The organism is Rhodococcus sp. G-MC3, assembly GCF_030063335.1.
In the GTDB taxonomy this organism is placed as follows: domain Bacteria; phylum Actinomycetota; class Actinomycetes; order Mycobacteriales; family Mycobacteriaceae; genus Rhodococcoides.
On sequence record NZ_JASISW010000013.1, the window covers coordinates 20,613 to 37,771 of the forward strand.

The 17,159-nt window shown below is 64.1% G+C and carries 17 protein-coding genes; 9 read left to right on the plus strand and 8 right to left on the minus strand.

Features of this window, described 5'->3' with window-relative positions; genetic code table 11:
• Positions 1 to 138 precede the first annotated feature (138 nt).
• Complete coding sequence (locus QMK17_RS15660) at positions 139 to 897, plus strand: IclR family transcriptional regulator (RefSeq protein WP_283510197.1); 759 nt, start codon at positions 139 to 141, stop codon at positions 895 to 897.
• Positions 898 to 1,076: 179 nt separating this feature from the next.
• Positions 1,077 to 1,730: a cutinase family protein gene (locus QMK17_RS15665; RefSeq protein WP_283510198.1), complete on the plus strand. Its 654-nt coding sequence runs from the start codon at positions 1,077 to 1,079 to the stop codon at positions 1,728 to 1,730.
• A 113-nt stretch (positions 1,731 to 1,843) separates the two neighbouring features.
• Here QMK17_RS15665 and QMK17_RS15670 read toward each other — a convergent pair whose 3' ends face one another.
• Together QMK17_RS15670 and QMK17_RS15675 are read right to left on the minus strand one after the other, a co-directional pair.
• On the minus strand, positions 1,844 to 2,395 hold the full coding sequence (locus QMK17_RS15670; RefSeq protein ID WP_283510199.1) for a gamma carbonic anhydrase family protein: 552 nt from the start codon (positions 2,393 to 2,395) through the stop codon (positions 1,844 to 1,846).
• A 104-nt stretch (positions 2,396 to 2,499) separates the two neighbouring features.
• The gene (locus QMK17_RS15675; RefSeq protein ID WP_283510200.1) at positions 2,500 to 3,027 is read right to left on the minus strand and encodes an Lrp/AsnC family transcriptional regulator; all 528 of its coding nucleotides are present in this window, start codon (positions 3,025 to 3,027) and stop codon (positions 2,500 to 2,502) included.
• Between the two features lie 162 nt (positions 3,028 to 3,189).
• Between QMK17_RS15675 and hppD the strand changes: the two genes are divergently transcribed.
• Entirely contained in the window at positions 3,190 to 4,395 is a 1,206-nt protein-coding gene (gene hppD / locus QMK17_RS15680) for a 4-hydroxyphenylpyruvate dioxygenase (RefSeq protein WP_283510201.1), read from the plus strand.
• A 20-nt stretch (positions 4,396 to 4,415) separates the two neighbouring features.
• Here the strand turns inward: hppD and QMK17_RS15685 are convergent, their stop codons facing one another.
• A complete protein-coding gene (locus tag QMK17_RS15685) occupies positions 4,416 to 4,901 on the minus strand; it encodes an Lrp/AsnC family transcriptional regulator (protein ID WP_283510202.1) in 486 nt (161 codons plus the stop codon).
• Between the two features lie 158 nt (positions 4,902 to 5,059).
• On the opposite strand from QMK17_RS15685, the gene pdhA reads away from it, so the two are divergent.
• The 4 genes from pdhA to lpdA are packed head-to-tail and all read left to right on the plus strand — an operon-like array spanning position 5,060 to position 9,816.
• Positions 5,060 to 6,172, plus strand: a complete 1,113-nt coding sequence (gene pdhA, locus QMK17_RS15690; protein ID WP_283510203.1) for a pyruvate dehydrogenase (acetyl-transferring) E1 component subunit alpha — start codon at positions 5,060 to 5,062, stop codon at positions 6,170 to 6,172.
• 1 nt (position 6,173) lies between these two features.
• Positions 6,174 to 7,178: an alpha-ketoacid dehydrogenase subunit beta gene (locus tag QMK17_RS15695; RefSeq protein ID WP_283510204.1), complete on the plus strand. Its 1,005-nt coding sequence runs from the start codon at positions 6,174 to 6,176 to the stop codon at positions 7,176 to 7,178.
• A complete protein-coding gene (locus QMK17_RS15700) occupies positions 7,175 to 8,452 on the plus strand; it encodes a dihydrolipoamide acetyltransferase family protein (protein ID WP_283510205.1) in 1,278 nt (425 codons plus the stop codon). The genes QMK17_RS15695 and QMK17_RS15700 overlap by 4 nt, the downstream gene beginning before the upstream one ends.
• Entirely contained in the window at positions 8,449 to 9,816 is a 1,368-nt protein-coding gene (lpdA, locus tag QMK17_RS15705) for a dihydrolipoyl dehydrogenase (protein ID WP_283510206.1), read from the plus strand. Before QMK17_RS15700 ends, lpdA begins: the two co-directional genes overlap by 4 nt.
• Before the next feature lie 64 nt (positions 9,817 to 9,880).
• Here lpdA and QMK17_RS15710 read toward each other — a convergent pair whose 3' ends face one another.
• Positions 9,881 to 11,182, minus strand: coding sequence for an MFS transporter (locus QMK17_RS15710; protein WP_283510207.1), 1,302 nt, complete (start codon positions 11,180 to 11,182; stop codon positions 9,881 to 9,883).
• Between the two features lie 358 nt (positions 11,183 to 11,540).
• Here QMK17_RS15710 and QMK17_RS15715 point away from each other — a divergent pair, with 358 nt between their 5' ends.
• Positions 11,541 to 12,965, plus strand: a complete 1,425-nt coding sequence (locus QMK17_RS15715) for an FAD-binding oxidoreductase (protein ID WP_283510208.1) — start codon at positions 11,541 to 11,543, stop codon at positions 12,963 to 12,965.
• Here the strand turns inward: QMK17_RS15715 and QMK17_RS15720 are convergent.
• The 4 genes from QMK17_RS15720 to paaZ form a co-directional block, all read right to left on the minus strand.
• Complete coding sequence (locus QMK17_RS15720) at positions 12,943 to 14,100, minus strand: PucR family transcriptional regulator (protein ID WP_283510209.1); 1,158 nt, start codon at positions 14,098 to 14,100, stop codon at positions 12,943 to 12,945. The two genes, QMK17_RS15715 and QMK17_RS15720, sit on opposite strands and share 23 nt — an antisense overlap.
• Complete coding sequence (gene paaI, locus QMK17_RS15725) at positions 14,097 to 14,492, minus strand: hydroxyphenylacetyl-CoA thioesterase PaaI (RefSeq protein ID WP_283510210.1); 396 nt, start codon at positions 14,490 to 14,492, stop codon at positions 14,097 to 14,099. Before paaI ends, QMK17_RS15720 begins: the two co-directional genes overlap by 4 nt.
• 63 nt (positions 14,493 to 14,555) lie before the next feature.
• Positions 14,556 to 14,885 (minus strand): EthD family reductase, encoded by a 330-nt coding sequence (locus QMK17_RS15730; protein ID WP_283510211.1) that lies wholly within the window; start codon positions 14,883 to 14,885, stop codon positions 14,556 to 14,558.
• The gene (gene paaZ / locus QMK17_RS15735; RefSeq protein ID WP_283510212.1) at positions 14,885 to 16,912 is read right to left on the minus strand and encodes a phenylacetic acid degradation bifunctional protein PaaZ; all 2,028 of its coding nucleotides are present in this window, start codon (positions 16,910 to 16,912) and stop codon (positions 14,885 to 14,887) included. Before paaZ ends, QMK17_RS15730 begins: the two co-directional genes overlap by 1 nt.
• A 108-nt stretch (positions 16,913 to 17,020) precedes the next feature.
• Here paaZ and QMK17_RS15740 point away from each other — a divergent pair, with 108 nt between their 5' ends.
• Positions 17,021 to 17,158 (plus strand): hypothetical protein, encoded by a 138-nt coding sequence (locus QMK17_RS15740; protein WP_283510213.1) that lies wholly within the window; start codon positions 17,021 to 17,023, stop codon positions 17,156 to 17,158.
• Position 17,159: the final 1 nt, after the last annotated feature.

The window sequence follows — 17,159 nt, forward strand, 5'->3', positions numbered from 1 at the left end:
GCTACTCGATGTCCATTCTTCGAACGTGTCCTCAGTGAACCTCGAGCTGGCGATAATGCTGGTAACAACGCCGATATCGATCGCCCTACGAAAGCTCTCAGCGGTTGGCGTTCACTGAGTGGACGCTAGAATGATGCCATGCCCCCGAACGTCGTCGCGCGAGCAACCGCACTTCTTCGAGCGGTCGGCGGCGCCGAACCTACCGGAGCATCGACCACCGAACTTGCTCGGGCCACCGACCTAGCGCGCCCGACAGCGCACCGGCTGCTCACTTCCCTGGCCGAAGAGGGCTTCCTCGACCGGGACACCTCGACCGGCGTCTGGGCCCTCGGGCCCGAGATGTACCTGCTCGGCTCCGCAGCCGCCGGTCGCTACGACATCACCGATCACGCGAGAGCCATTGTCCACACGCTCGCGAGGGAGAGTGGCGAAAGCGCGTTCCTGTCCACTCGTCGGGGTGACGAAACCGTCTGCCTTCTGCGCGAGGACGGAAGGTTCCCGCTACGTTCTCACGTGCTGTACGAAGGGGTCCGGCTTCCGCTCGGGGTCGCGTCTGCAGGACTCGTCATCCTGGCCCATCTGAAGGACCGCGAGGTGGACGATTACCTGGAGCGCACGGACCTGCAACCTGACTGGGGGGTCCACCACTCACCTGCCGCGATCCGACACCGCATCGCGACGACACGCGAGAACGGCTACGCCGTCAACCCGGCTCTCCTGGTCGAGGGAAGCTGGGGCATCGGAGCTGCCGTCTTCGACCGCGCCGGCGCACCGGCATGGGCACTGAGCCTCACGGGCGTAGAAACACGCTTTCGGCCCGAACGCCACCGCGAGCTCGGCACACTCCTACTCGAACAGGCCCACGTTCTGACGGGCCTGTTGCAACCTCGTCGCTGAGCCTTGGTACAACTCACCACCGACGGCGGGAATTGCTGTCGAATATCCTGCCGTACAACGATTGTCGGGACCTACACCGGGACCTAAGGTGGTTGAGCACCTGTTCCGACCGTAGAGGATTCCCCATGCCGCGCTTCACAGCTTCAGCCCGCCGTGCCTGCATCGGGGGGTTACTCGCTGTGTCCGCAGCAAGCTCGGTCCTGCTGTATGCCGCTCCCGCCCTGTCCCAGCCCTCAGCGACCCAGCCCTCAGCTACCCAGCCCGGCCCCGATTGCCCCGACGTTCAGGTCCTCTTCACGCGCGGGTCCGGCGAACTACCCGGTCTGGGAATCGTGGGCGCCCCGTTCGTGAAGATGCTGACGGCCGCCCTCCCTGGCAAGAAGGTCGAGTCTTACGCCGTTGAATACGGAGCGAACTGGAACCAGAAGACTGCCCCTGACGGTGCTACCGACATCTCGCGGGAGATCGTCGAGTTCGCGGCGCGCTGCTCGGAGACGACGTTCGTGCTCGGCGGTTACTCCCAGGGTGCATCGGCAACGGCGATCGCGCTCGGCGTGCCCACGAACTTCGGCCAGGGCGAGGTCATTCCGGAGGCACTTGCGCCGCGTATCGCCGCCGTCGTCACCTTCGGCGATCCACTAGGTCGTCGCAAGGGGACGATCGAAACCCAGAGTGCGCTGTACGGTGACCGCGCCCGGACGTATTGCGCCGTCGGCGATCCGGTGTGCAGCACAGGCGTCAATGTTCTCGCCCATCTCTCCTACGCGTTCAACAGCACTGTCCCGGACGCCGTTGCGTTCACGTCCTCGAAGGTTCTTGCCCTCACCCCGTGACGTCCCCGAAATATTCTCCGGCGTGAGCCGGATCTGGAGCGTGGTTCCGGGTTCCTCTCGATCATCGCTGCCTGTATATGTCACCGGACGGCGCTACTGTGGTCGAGCTGGCGCTATGCCGGACGTGCGTTTCGGTGCGTGACCGCCAATTCGCGGTAGACGGCCGAGTTCAGGCCGGAGTGCGCGACCTCGTCGTCGGTGAGTTCGCGTCGGACCTTGCCCGGAACGCCCGCGACGAGCGACCTCGGCGGAATTTGCGCATTCTCGGTGATCAGTGCCCCCGCTGCGACGAGTGATCCTTCGCCGACTACAGCGCCGTTCATGATCACTGCACCCATGCCCACCAGCGATCCGTCGCCGATGGTGCAGCCGTGCAGCACAGCATTGTGCCCGACGCTGACGTTCTCCCCCACCGTCAACGGGAAACCGGGATCGACGTGGGCCACGACGCCGTCCTGCAGGTTCGAGCCCGCCCCGATCCTGATGTCCTCGTACTCCGCGCGAAGCACGGCGCCGTACCAGATGCCGGTCGCTGGGCCCAGATGCACGCGCCCGACGACGGTCGCGTTGAACGCGATCCAGGCATCCGGGTCGATCTGCGGGCTTCCGGCTTCGAGGGCGATGACGCCCCGGTGAAGCGTCGACGAATTCTGGCTGTCGGTCACGTGAATCTCATTTCTTCTCGGATCGGACGTGTGGAGGGCAATTCGATCATTCTTGGGTCGCAAGGGTTGCATCGTGGTCCGGTTGGTGCCGGCCAGCCCCGGATCTACCGAGGATCGACCTTACGTCGGTCGCCTCGGTAGGCCGGGGCTTTCGGCATGCGAGACGACTCACCGGCATCGAGGAGCGGCAGCGTCCGAAAGCGCACGATCTCCGACAGCACGACCACGCTCGTCGACCGGGCGATAGTGCGAGATTGATTGAGAGCGATCAAGGTTCGCTGCAAATCGTCGTGCGATTCGGCCGCGACGCGACACAGCACGTCGCCGGACCCGGTGGTCGCAAACGCCTCCAACACGCCTGGTATCGCCTCGAGCACAGTGGCCACGTCGTCCAGAGCGCCCTGGGCGATCTCCAGCGTCACGAAAGCCTGAACTCCGTAACCCGCTGCGGCCAAACCAATTCGCGGCTCGTAGCCAGAGATGATTCCGCGTTCTTCGAGTCGGTGCAGACGCGCGGCCACGGTCGCGCGCGCGACTCCGAGAACCCGGGACAACTCCAGCACGCCGATCCTCGAATTCTCGTGCAGCGTACCGAGAATTGCTCGGTCCAGTTGGTCGAGTGACGACTCCATACAATGACCTCCGAGGTGAACAATATGTATAGAAACCCGGTGCAATCCCTGCGAATTTTGGCCGGATCTACCAGGAGAACAGTACTCGATTGACACCCTCAGCACCCCGGTGTTGCCTGGTTGTATAGCTACCTCAATTCGATGCAGCCGAAGGTGAATCCCATGTCTCTCGACAACGTTCTGAACGACGACGAAAAGCTTGCCGACCTCGATGCCGACCAGCTCCGCCAACTCGTCGGCCTCGTCGAATACGACGACGAGCGCGACCCGTTCCCGGTGAGCGGGTGGGATGCGATCGTCTGGGCCGTCGGCAACGCGGTGCAGACGTCCCACTTCTTCCAATCCGCGTTCGGCATGGAACTCGTTGCGTACTCCGGACCGACGACTGGCCAGCGTGATCATCACGCCTACGTGCTCAAGTCCGGCGCGGTGCGATTCGTCATCAAGGGAGCCGTCGATCCGGACAGCGACCTCAATGACCACCACGCCCGGCACGGCGACGGCGTCATCGACATCGCCCTGTCGGTTCCCGATGTCGATCGCTGCATCGAGCACGCGCGGGCACAGGGTGCGCGGGTTCTGGTGGAGCCGCACGATCTGACCGACGAGAACGGCACCGTACGTGCCGCGTCCATCGCGACTTACGGCGATACCCGGCACACGCTGGTCGATCGTTCGCGCTACAGCGGGATCTATCTACCCGGCTATGCTCCTCGCACCTCCACGTTGGTGAAGCCGGCGGGCGCGCCGAAGCGGATCTTCCAGGCGCTGGACCACGTCGTCGGCAACGTCCAACTCGGCAAGATGGACGAATGGGTCGACTTCTACAAGCGGGTCATGGGTTTCACCAACATGGCCGAGTTCGTCGGTGCCGACATCGCGACCGACTATTCGGCACTGATGAGCAAGGTCGTCTCCAATGGGAACCACCGCGTGAAGTTCCCCCTCAACGAACCTGCCATCGCGAAGAAGCGATCGCAGATCGACGAGTACCTGGACTTCTACCGCGGGCCAGGCGCTCAGCACCTGGCCCTGGCAACCAACGACATCCTCACATCCGTCGATACCCTCCGCGCGGCGGGTATCGAGTTCCTGGCGACGCCGGATTCGTACTACGAGGATCCCGAACTACGCTCGCGCATCGGCAACGTGCGGGTGCCAGTCGAGGAGCTACAGAAGCGCGGAATCCTGGTCGACCGTGACGAAGACGGGTACCTGCTGCAGATCTTCACCAAACCGCTCGTCGACCGCCCGACCGTCTTCTTCGAACTGATCGAGCGGCACGGTTCGCTCGGATTCGGTATCGGAAACTTCAAGGCGCTCTTCGAGGCCATCGAGCGCGAACAAGAGGCGCGCGGCAACTTCTGAACCGCCCCGCCACCGCCGGGTCAATTCTCGCCCGGCGGTAGCGGGCTGTCCAGGCCACCGCGGGCTTCGTCGAAAATCAGCCACGTCCGGGTGGACCGCACCCCATCGACACTTTGCAGACCCTCCAGGACGACGTGACGCAGCGTCTCGTTGTCGGGAGTTCGCACGAGCACCAACACGTCGAAATCGCCTCCGAGCAAACTGAAGTGATCGACGAACGGCATCGATTTCAGGCCGTTGGCCACCGCACGCCACGAATCCTGCCGGATCGACAATGCAATGAACGCCGATGTCCCGAGTCCGGACGCAGCATGATCGACTCGCACCGTGAAGCTCTCGATGACACCGGTGGATCGAAGCCGTTCGACCCGCGTGTAGGCATGCGCCCGAGAGATGTGAACGCGGTCGGCGAGCACTCGCATCGACAGCCGACCGTCACTCGACAGCTCCCGCAGAATCCGACGATCGACGTCGTCCAGTTCCACCCGGTCCGAACCCTCTGCCATATGTCCACCGCTCCCTTGTCGAACACCTCGCGCATTGGACACTATCGGACATCCGGGGCCACTTGTCAGCCGATCGTCTTCGAATCGCGGATCGCTGACGAAACAATGGTCTCCCGCGGGCAGAATCACTGTACAAGTCGATTTCAGGAGAGTGCCCCATGACGACAGTCGAGATTTCCCCGGCAGCTCAGTATCAACAGTTCATGCCAGCCGACCGTCCCGTCCAGTACCTCGCACCGGACGGCACGGGCGTCGACAGCGCGGCACGATACGCGCGACCGTCCGACGAGCGACTGCTGCAGATGTACCGATCGATGGTCCACGGCCGCCGATTCGACCAGCAGGCAACAGCACTGACCAAGCAAGGCCGGTTGGCGGTGTACCCGTCGGCTCGCGGGCAGGAGGCGTGCCAGATCGCGGCCGCTCTGTGCCTCGACGACCAGGACTGGATGTTCCCCACGTACCGCGACTCCATGGCACTCGCTGCACGGGGAATCGATCAGGTCGAACTCCTGGGCATGCTCGCCGGCTACTGGCACTGCGGCTACGACCCGAAGCAGTACCGCGTCGCGCCCCAGTGCACGCCGCTGGCAACGCAATTGCTGCATGCCACCGGATTCGCGTACGCGGAGTCCAAGCAGGGCCGCGACACCATCGCTCTTGCATTCTGCGGTGACGGCGCGACCAGCGAAGGCGACTTCCACGAAGCGTTGAACTTCGCCGCGGTCTTCCACGCCCCGGTCATCTTCCTCGTGCAGAACAACGGCTTCGCCATCAGCGTCCCACTCGCCCGTCAGAGCGCAGCACCATCGCTGGCACACAAGGGCGTCGGCTACGGCATCGGTAGTGAACAAGTCGACGGAAACGACCCGGTCGCGATGATGGCCGTCATGGACGAGGCCGTTGCGTACGTTCGGTCGGGCAAGGGTCCCGTCGTCGTCGAGGCGCACACCTACCGGATGGATGCGCACACGAACGCCGACGATGCCACCCGCTACCGCAAAGCCGAGGAGGTCGCAGGTTGGCTCGGGCGCGACCCGCTCGCGCGTCTCGACACCTACCTGACCGGCCGCGGAGTGGTCACCGATGCACTCCGCGCCGAAATCACCGAGGCAGCCGACGCCGATGCCGCTGCCCTGCGAACCGGAATGAACGCCGAGCAAAGCGTCGATCCGCAGGACCTGTTCCGCTTCGTCTATGAGACCCCCACCCCTGCTTTGATCGAACAACGCGATCAGGTGGCCGCCGAAATCGCCGCCGAGGAGAACTGACATGACTGTCCTGACCATGGCCGGAGCCCTCAATGCCGCCCTGCGCGACGCACTCACCGAGGACGAGAAAGTCGTCGTGTTCGGCGAGGACGTCGGGGCACTCGGTGGGGTCTTCCGCGTCACCGACGGTCTGACACGCGATTTCGGCGAGACTCGGTGCTTCGACACCCCGCTTGCCGAGTCCGGAATCGTTGGGTTCGCGGTCGGCATGGCGATGTCCGGTTTCAAACCTGTCGTCGAAATGCAGTTCGATGCGTTCGCGTACCCGGCCTTCGAACAGATCGTCTCGCACGTCGCCAAGATCCGGAACCGCACCCGAGGATCGCTGACTGCCCCGATGGTGATCCGAATTCCCTACGCGGGTGGTATCGGTGGCGTCGAGCATCACTGCGATTCGAGCGAGGCCTACTACGCCCACACCGCAGGTCTCAAGGTGGTCTCGCCGTCCACGGTCGCCGACGCGTACTCACTGCTGCGCGATGCCATCGCCGACCCGGACCCGGTGATCTTCATGGAACCGAAGCGGTTGTATTTCTCCAAAGCCGACATCGATCTGGTACGCACCGAACCCATCGGAACAGCTGTCGTCCGACGCGCCGGCACCGATGTCACCCTGCTTGCGTACGGCCCGTCGGTGTCGGTGGCCATGCAGGCCGCCGAGTTCGCCGCCCAGGACGGCCGTAGCGTCGAGGTGGTCGATCTGCGATCGCTGAACCCATTCGACGACGAGACCGTCGCACAGTCGGTACGCAAGACCGGCCGCTGCGTTGTCGTGCAGGAGGCGCAGGGATTCTCCGGCGTCGGCGCCGAGATCGCCTCCCGCGTGTCCGAACGCTGCTTCCACCATCTCCACGCTCCGGTGCTGCGCGTCAGCGGACTCGATATCCCCTACCCCGCACCGAAACTCGAACACTTCCATCTTCCCAACGCGGATCGCGTCCTCGACGCGATCGACCGGCTGCAGTGGAACGACGCGCCGGATCTGACGAAAGCGGTGTCCGTATGAGCGCGCAGGTGTTCATGCTTCCCGACCTCGGTGAGGGCCTGACCGAGGCCGACATCATCGAATGGAAAGTCAAGCCGGGCGACACGGTGACGATCGATCAGGTCGTCGTCGAGGTGGAGACCGCCAAGGCATCCGTCGAGGTGCCTTGCCCGTTCGAAGGCATTGTCGCCGAACTCCACGGCGCCGAGGGGACGACGATGGCCGTCGGGACACCGCTCATCACGGTCGACGGTGGTAGCCCCGCGCACGAGCAGTATCGCGAAGAGGAGCTGGCCGGTTCGGGCAATGTCCTCATTGGCTACGGGACCGGGCATGGCCCCGCGACTCGTCGGCGACGTCGAACTGCAACGCCCCAGGCCCCCAATGCGATTGCGCCGAAGGCCCTTGATGTCGCTGCACCGAAGGCCCCCCGTGTCACTGCGCCGAAGGTACTGTCGCCGATAGTGCGCACACTTGCATCGAACGGCGGGCTCGATCTGAACGACATCGCGACCGAAGGCACACACGGCGTCATCACCCGCGCGGACGTCGAGCGCGCCCTGGCAGCACCGGCTTCGGCACCTGCAACCACCACCGGCGGCGTCACACGCATCCCGATCACCGGAATTCGGAAACTCATCGGCGACAAAATGTCTCGAAGCAGATCCGAGATTCCCGAGGCAACCACCTGGGTCGACGTCGACGCGACGGCCCTGTTGCAGGCGCGTCGCGATCTGGACGCCTCGCTCGACGGCGTGAAGGTCTCGCTCCTTGCGGTTCTGGCCACGCTCACGATGACGGCGCTGGCAAAGTTTCCCGAACTCAACAGCACCGTCGACACCGAGGCCGGAGAGATCCTCCGTTACGAGGACGTGCATCTCGGCATCGCCGCGCAGACCGATCGCGGATTGATGGTGCCTGTCATCTCCCATGCCAACAAGGCTGAGCTGCGCGAACTCTCGGAACGACTTGCCGAGACCACGGAGATGGCCCGAACCGGATCGTTGCCGCCCGCCCGACTGACGGGTGGCACCTTCACGCTGAACAATTACGGCGTCTTCGGCGTCGACGGGTCCGCCGCCATCATCAACCACCCCGAGGCGGCCATTCTGGGCATCGGGCGCATCATCGATCGCCCGTGGGTGGTGGACGGCGTCCTCGCGGTCCGCAAGGTCACCCAGCTGTCACTGACGTTCGACCACCGCGTGTGCGACGGCGGTGTCGCGGGCGGATTCCTGCGCACCGTCGCCGATTACGTCGAGAACCCTGTTCTGGCCCTGGGCGGAGCGCGATGACCGACGTCGATGTACTGATTCTCGGAGGCGGATCCGGCGGGTACTCGTGCGCGATCCGCGCGGCGCAACTGGGATTGTCGGTGGTAATCGTCGAGGAGGACAAGCTCGGCGGTACCTGCCTTCATCGCGGCTGCATCCCGACCAAAGCACTGCTCCACACCGCCGAAATCGCCGACGCCGTTCGCGGCGCAAGCGATGTCGGGGTGGGTGCGTCGTTCTCCGGCGTCGACGTCCCGGCTGCGCTCGGGTATCAACAACGAGTCGTCGACGGCCTCTATGCAGGACTGCAGGGTTTGCTGAAACAGCAGGCCATCGAGATCGTCTACGGCCGCGGCCACCTCGTCGGCCCCAAGACCGTAGAGGTCGGCGGCCGAGAAATCACCGGCGGCTCACTCGTTCTGGCGACGGGATCGTACTCGCGCGAAGTCCCGGGGATCGCAATCACCGATCGCGTGATCACGAGTGACGACGCCATTTCGCTCGATCGGGTGCCCGAGTCGGTCGTCGTACTCGGCGGAGGTGTCATCGGGATCGAATTCGCCAGCATCTGGGCATCGTTCGGCTCGAAGGTCACCGTCGTCGAAGCGCTCGATCGCATCGTGCCGGGCGAGGACGAGTGGGCGTCGAAACAGCTGACGCGGGCACTGAAGAAGCGCGGCATCGACATTCGCGTCGGCACCAAGGTGGAAGCCGTGGTCTCGTCGGATTCACATGTTGCGGTCTCGCTGTCGAACGGAAACAAGGTCGACGCCGACATCGTGCTCGTCGCCGTCGGGCGCGGGCCGCGTACGGAAGGACTGGGGCTCGCAGAGGTCGGTATCGCCACCGAGCGCGGCTTCGTCACGGTCGACGACAACCTCGTCACCACCGTCCCGGGCGTCTACGCCGTCGGCGACATAGTCGCCGGGTATCAGTTGGCGCACAGAGGTTTTCAACACGGTATTTTCGTCGCCGAGCACATCGCGGGTCGTGAACCGATCAGAGTCGACGGCGCCAACCTCCCCCGGGTCACCTACTCGCACCCGGAGGTCGCGTCCGTCGGTCTCACCGAGCACGCCGCCGAGGAGAAGTACGGAACCATCACCGCGCTCGTCTACGATCTTGGCGGAAACGGCAAGAGCCGCATCCTCGGAACTGCAGGCGGCGTCAAGGTGATTCGTTCCGGCGTGGACGGCCCGGTCGTCGGAGTGCACATCGTCGGAGATCGCGCCGGCGAGTTGATCGGTGAGGCCCAGCTCGCCGTTGCGTGGGAAGCATTGCCGTCCGAGGTCGGGGCCTTCGTACACGCACACCCCACCCAGAACGAAGCTCTGGGTGAGGCGATGATGGCGTTGTCGGGAAGTCCGTTGCACCGCCACTCGTAGCGAGTGCAGGTGAGTGGAAATACCCAGCAGGACAGGTATTTCCACTCACGTGCGCCGAAGGCGCCTACAGGTTCAGATCCTGATCCTGCCGGTTCTTGATGCGCGAGGTTGCGACGAACGAGATCGCAGCAAGAACGATCAGATAGATCGAGATGGACATCGACGTCCCGGTCCCCTTGAACAGAGCCTCCGCGATCGTCGGGACGAATGCGCCGCCGAGAACGGTACCGATGGCGTAGCCGATGGATGCGCCGCTGAATCGCACAGCGGCCGGGAACATCTCCGCATACAGTGCCGGCTGCGGACCGTAGGACAAGCCAAGACCGACAGCGAAGAGCACCAGCGCGACGTACACCCACTTCAGTTCGCCGGTATCGACGAGCATGAAGAACGGGATGGCGCACAACATCATTGCGGCGTTACCGACGTTCATGACGGTGGTGCGCGCAATGCGGTCCGACCAATACGCGCCGAGCAACGTGAAGATACCCCAGACCACCGCAGCGAGCAGGCTGGCGACGAGGACGTCGACGCGGGCGAGCCCGTGCTCTCGTGTCGAGTACGCGACGATGAAGCCGCCGACGATGATGTAGCCGTTGCCGTTGGTTCCGATGAATGACAAGGCCGCGAGCATGACCTGCTTCTTGTTGGTCCGCCACAGTGAGCGAACCGGGGTGTGGTTGCGCTCCTTGCGCTCGGCCAGCTCCTTGAACACCGGGGTCTCTTCGACGCGGCGGCGGATGTAGAAGCCGACGAGAATCAGTACGAAGCTGATGAGGAACGGTATGCGCCAGCCCCAGGACTCGAACTGTTCTTCGGTCAGCAGGCCGGTGCACAGGGCCAAGGTTCCGGTCGCTATGAGCATGCCCAGCGGGACGCCCATCTGTGTTGCTGCTCCGTAGATTCCGCGCTTGCCTTTGGGCGCGTGTTCGACGGCCATCAACGCGGCACCGCCCCATTCGCCGCCGGTGGAGAAGCCCTGCAGGATGCGCAGGGCGATCAGGATGGCCGGTGCCCAGATGCCGATCGACTCGTAGGTCGGCAGCAGGCCCATTCCGACGGTGGCAACGCCCATGAGGGTCAAAGTGACGATGAGGACCTTCTTGCGACCCACCTTGTCACCGAAGTAGCCCGCGACGACTGCGCCGAGGGGTCGGAAGATGAAGCTGATGCCGATGGTCACGTAGGCAACCAACTGTCCGGACGAGCCCATCGGAGCGAAGAACAGGCTCGCGAAGATCAGCGATGCAGCCTGCGCGTAGATGAAGAAGTCGTACCACTCGACCGTCGTGCCCACCATGCTCGCAAGAGCTGCGCGCCGATGCTCGCGCGACGCCACCGAGGGCGCCTCGACCTGTGTTGCCATCGAATTCTCGTTTCGTGTCGGCCCTGACCTCGATAGACATGCATCGGATCGGGGCGAAGAGGGAGACCGGACGGTCGTTCCATCCTGCAAGAGTCTTTTCTGAACCGCGGCGGACGGCCATGCCGATATCCACCGTCCATTCGGTCGGTAATTAGAATGGCTACCTGCGCCGCTGTTGTCAAGATCTCATCCACCGGATCTACCCGATCCGGTCACCGCACTGTAGAGACCAGAAGAGCCATGACGAGCACATTTCGCGCCCGGACCGCGAATTTTGTCCGAATCTACGGCTACCGCGGTCGGAGTTCGTCCATCTCGACGCAGACAACGCCCTGTGATTCGCGCCATACTCGCAGTCATGACGTCGACGCATTCGCTTGTCCCTGCCAGCTTCGTCGGCGAGAACGTACTCGACGAATTGCGAGCCGCGATCGGTGCCGATGCGGTCGTGGTCGACGTCGATATCCTCGAGAGCTATCGCCACGACGCCGCTGCGCTGTGCGACTCGACGACCCCTGCCGTGGCGGTCCTCCCCAGAACCGAATCCGACGTCCAGGCCGTCATGACCATCGCGTCGAGGCACCGAGTTCCCGTCGTTCCACAAGGCGCACTGACCGGCCTTGCCGGTGCCGCCAACAGCAGTCCTGGATGCATCGTGCTGAGCACCCGGCGGATGAACGTCATCGTCGAGCTCGACGTCGCAAACCGAGTGGCGGTCGTACAACCAGGAGTCACCAACAAGCAGCTGAAAGACGCTGCCGCCGAACAGTCCCTGACATACCTTCCCGACCCGTCGAGTTGGGAAGCGTCGACCATCGGGGGAAACATCGCCACCAACGCCGGGGGTCTCTGCTGCGTGAAGTACGGCGTCACAGCACGCTTCGTTCGAGGTCTGCGGGTGGTGTTAGCCGACGGCCGGGCCACTTTCGTCGGTAGGCGAACCGTCAAAGGTGTAGCGGGCCTCGCGCTGGCCGATCTGTTCGTCGGCTCCGAGGGCACGCTGGGCATCATCACCGAAGCCACCGTTGGACTCGATTTCCCCAAGGCAACCCCGTCGACGATGGCCGCGGTCTTCCCGTCGACCAGTTCCGCAGCTGTCGCCGTGGCGAACACCCGCGCAGCAGGGATAACTCCGAGCCTGTTCGAACTGTTGGACCGCACGACGATTCGTGCGATCGACGACTACGCGAAGATGGACTTCGGACCGGAAGCCGGAGCAGTGCTGATCGCACAATCGGACTCGGGACCGAGCGCACCGTCGGAGTTGGAAGCGATCGCCGCCATCTGCTCTGCTGCCGGCGCACTCGAGGTGGTGGTGGCCGAGAACGACGCCGAATCCGATCAGCTCGTGCAGGCTCGACGGCTGGCCTACCCCGCACTCGAGCGCCTCGGGTCCCCGCTGGTCGACGACGTGTCGGTTCCGCTCTCGCACCTGGCCGAGATGATCGACGAGGTCAGCCGCGTGGCAGAACGCATCGGCATCGTCATCGGAGTGGTCGGCCACGCCGGCGACGGCAACATTCATCCGACGGTGATCGTCGACCGCGCCGACCCCGCGTCGTTGTCGAAGGCACAACGCGCGTTCGACGACATCGCCGAGTTCGCACTCGGATTGGGGGGAACCATCACCGGCGAGCACGGAGTCGGGTTGCTCAAGCGGGACCTGCTCGAGAAGGAACTCGATCCTGTCGCCGCGTCCCTGCAGCGCGGCATCAAGGAACTGCTGGACCCGGACTACCTGCTCAACCCGGGCAAAGTGCTCAGCTCTCGTGGTGACTGGTAAATCCGCGACGTTTCGAGCGCAGGATCAACCACACCAGCAGGCGAGTGTCGGCGTCGTCCAGATCGAGACCGAACAGGTCTTTCGTGCGGCGCACCCGGTACCGAAAGGTGTTGGCATGCAGATACAACGAGTTCGCTGCAACAGCAACGTTGGATTCGTGGTCGAGCAGCGCGAGAATCGTCTCGGCGTAACTCGTGCCCTCGGCCGCATCGTGCGCGAGCAATTTTTCGACGGCGGGGATCGACATCGACGTGCCAGCGAGTGCGGTCTCCATCTGATGCAATCGCACCTGGACCTCGACCGTCCGGTAGGTGGCAGTGCGCGCGGCCGCGACGTCGAGCACGCTGGACGCTTGCCTGCGGGCGGCGCTCGGACGAGCAGACGGTTCACCGATGCCGAAGGTGATCGGCACACCAAATGACGCTGTCGCGCGAACCCGAACGACGTCGGCCTCGGTTGCGAAGTCCTCGACAGTGTCGTCGGATTCGAGGGGGCGCAGCAGAAATACCGTCTGCTCGATCACCACGCACCCGGAGTCCCTGCCGCGAGCGACTGTGAGATCGAGCAGTCCGACGAGTCGGTCGAGGTACCCCTCAGGGTGTTCGGACACGACTTTGGCCGCAAGCACGACATACTCGATATCGGAATCAGGGCGCACCGCATCCGGATCCGTCAGCAACGCATGTGTTCGGCTCGTGCGCGACGATGATCTGCGTGCCAGGATCAGCGGCACCGCCGCCTCCGCGGCCCGGGCCATTGCCGCCTCCGCGGCCCGGGACACAGCCGCGACGGCCGCCGGGTCCGGTGGATCGACAGGCCGTCCCGCGCAAATCGACCAGATCGAACCAAGGTGTTCCGTCCCGTTACTGATCGCCACGGCAAGCCGCGGCAGGGTGCCCGCGACGTCGATCACTCGTACGGTTCCGCTGGCGCGGAATTCCGGATCTCGATGGTGGACCATGTACTTGTCCGGCACCCGCTTGCCGAGGATGCCGTCTCGACGGACGTCGTCGATCGGTTGACCCGGCAGGGACGAGTACGCGATGACGTAGCCGGCGGGATCCATGACCGAGACCGCGCCGCCCGTAGCCGCCGCGACGGCGTCGGCCAACGTCGACAGATCACCCGAAGTCACCGGTTCACGATACGACTGTCCCCACGGAACTCGGCGACCGGTTTGTTCTCGCAGGTCACCGCGACGTCGTAGATCCCGTTCCGCCCGAACCGTGCCCGCTCGACGGCCTCGGCGACCAGTACGTCCCCTGCCTTCGTCGGACGCAAGTACCTGATGTCGCACCGTGCCGCTACGGCTGCGTCATCGCGACTGTTGCAGGCCATCGCAAACGTGGTGTCCGCGAGAATGAAGACGTAGCCGCCATGGGTGATCGCGTGCCCGTTGACCATGTCCTCGGTGATGGTCATGGACATCTTGGCGTATCCGTCGCCGATCTCGATCAACTCGATACCGAGCTTCTGAGATGCGGCATCCACTGCGAACATATCGAGCGCAATCTGGTTCTTGCTCATGGGTTTCCTTCTGAAGCGGTTCCGCCCGTGCGCGTTTTCATACCGCCCAATGTCACAGAACAGTCACCGGTTCGGCCTGCCGGGCGGGACCCGCACATCCTCCTGGGTGAACATTGTGGCCCCTCCGGAGGCGAAGTTCGCGACATCCTCGCCCGCGGCCTTCATCTCCGGCGACGCCAAACCGGCCTTCAGGGAAGCTTCGTCATCGAAGACCAAGTTGGCGATGAGGTAGTAGGGCGGCTGCGATCCGTCCATCGAACTGGAATTGCCCCAAGTGAACTCGGTCAGCCCCGGGATCACCTGGGCGAGCGGCACGTGTACCGATGTGTAGTGCTCATCGAACGCCGCGGCGTCCTCCGGCTTTCCGTAACAGACAGCGACTCGAAAACTCATCAGTTCTCACCTTCCGGCTTCGCGACGAGCGTCAGCACGTCGTAGGTGGCGACGGGGTCGCCCTCCTGGTTGACAACTACTGCATCCCAACGTACTTCACCGTAGTCCGCGCTCTGGCGCGGCGTGATGAGTTTGGCCGTGAGCGTGACCGTCAAGCTGTCGTCGGCCTTGACGGGCGTCAGGAATCGAAGACTGTCGACGCCGAAGTTGGCCAACACTGGACCTGGCGCGGGATCGACGAACAACCCGGCGGCGAGCGAGACGACCAGGTAGCCGTGCGCAACGATTCCGCCGAACAGCGGATTGGCAGCTGCTGCTTGCGGATCGGTGTGCGCGTAAAACGTGTCGCCGGTGAATTCAGCAAAGTGGTCGATGTCCGCGCGCGTCACCTGGCGTGGGCCGCCCACGATGGTGTCGCCCAGCTTCAGCTCGCCGAGATTCTTGCGGAACGGATGGACGTCGCCGACAATGCGCGCGGATCCGGCGACCCATTTGTTGCCGACCGCGGTGAGCACGTCGGGAGTCCCCTGAATTGCGGTGCGCTGCATGTGGTGCAGCACTGCGCGCATGCCGCCGAGTTCCTCACCGCCACCTGCTCGTCCGGGGCCGCCGTGTACCAGAACTGGAAGTGGTGAACCGTGGCCGGTCGACTCGCGAGCGTCTTCGCTGTTGAGCACCAAAATTCGGCCGTGGTACGGGGCAGAACCGAGGACGACCTCGCGTGCCACCGCGGAATCCTTCGTCACCAACGAAGCAACGAGCGAACCCTTGCCGCGAGCAACCAGGTCGAGCAGATCTGCGGTGTCGTCGTAACCGATCACGGTGGACACCGGCCCGAAGGCTTCGATCTCGTGCGGCTCGGGTGCAGCTTTGTCGCCTGCCTTCAGCAGAACCGGTGCCATGAATGCGCCGGGCCGCTGATCCACTGCATCGGGATTGCCATAGACCACCGAGGCCGACTTTGTCAGTCCGCGAACGGATTTGAGGACCTCGTCGCGCTGCTCGATGCTCGCGAGGGCTCCCATCGTCACGCCCTCGGTGCGAGGATCGCCGACGACGACCTTGTCCAGTCGAGTCTTGAGCGCGTCGACGACAGTGTCGACGAGCGGCTGCGGCACCAGTACGCGGCGGATGGCCGTGCACTTCTGGCCGGCCTTGACCGTCATCTCGGCGAAGACGCCCTTGACGAACAGGTCGAATTCAGGATCTTCCGTCGTGACGTCGGATCCGAGGATCGACGCGTTGAGCGAGTCGGTTTCAGCGGTGAAATGCACGCCTTCGCCGACGACGTTCTGGTGCGCTCGCAACGATGCTGCGGTGTCGGCAGATCCGGTGAAGGCCACCGAGTCCTGGCCACCGAGGTGGTCGATGATGTCGCGTGCGCTGCCGCAGATCAGCTGAACCGAGCCTTCGGGCAGGATGCCACTCTCGACGATGCGTCGGAACACCAGTTCGGTGAGGTACGCAGTCTGGCTGGCGGGCTTGATGACCGACGGTACGCCTGCGATGAACGCGGGTGCCAGCTTCTCGAGGAAGCCCCACACCGGGAAGTTGAAGGCGTTGATCTGCACGGCGACACCGCGACGCGAGGTGTAGATGTGCTGGCCGAGGAACGTGCCCTTCTTGCCGAGCTGCTCGATGGCGCCGTCGAGGTAAACCGTGTCGTTGGGCAGCTCGCGTCGGGCCTTGCTCGCGTAGCTCAACACGGTGCCGAAGCCGCCGTCGATGTCGACGCCCGAATCGCGAGTCGTGGCGCCCGTCAGCGTCGAAACCTCGTAGAACTCGTCCTTGCCTGCCATCAGCGTCAGGCCGAGTTGCTTGAGCAGTCCGGCGCGCTCGTGAAAGGTCAACGCAGCAAGTGCCGGGCCGCCGACGGTGCGGGCGTAGTCGATCATTCCTGCGACATCGAGACCGGTCGAGGAAATGCGCGCAACCTCGGCTGCGTCGATCGCGCTGAGCAGCGGTGTTCCCTCGTCGCTCGCAGCGAACCATTGTCCTTGGGCGTAGCTCTCCAGCATTCTGCTCACAGCATCTCCGTCTCACCGTACGTTCGGTCGGTAATTAGCTTCGTCCGCGACCGATGGGGTTGTCAAGCACGCCGCATCGTTACTCCTGCGAAGGGTATGGTCCAGTACATGCATTTCAACCCGCCCCGAAAGTGGTTCGGAGCCAAGAAGGTCGGCTGGGGAATCGGCCCGCACTCATGGGAGGGGTGGGTTGTCACCGCGCTCATCGCCGTCGCCTTGATCACTCTTTCGACGACGGTCTTCTAGT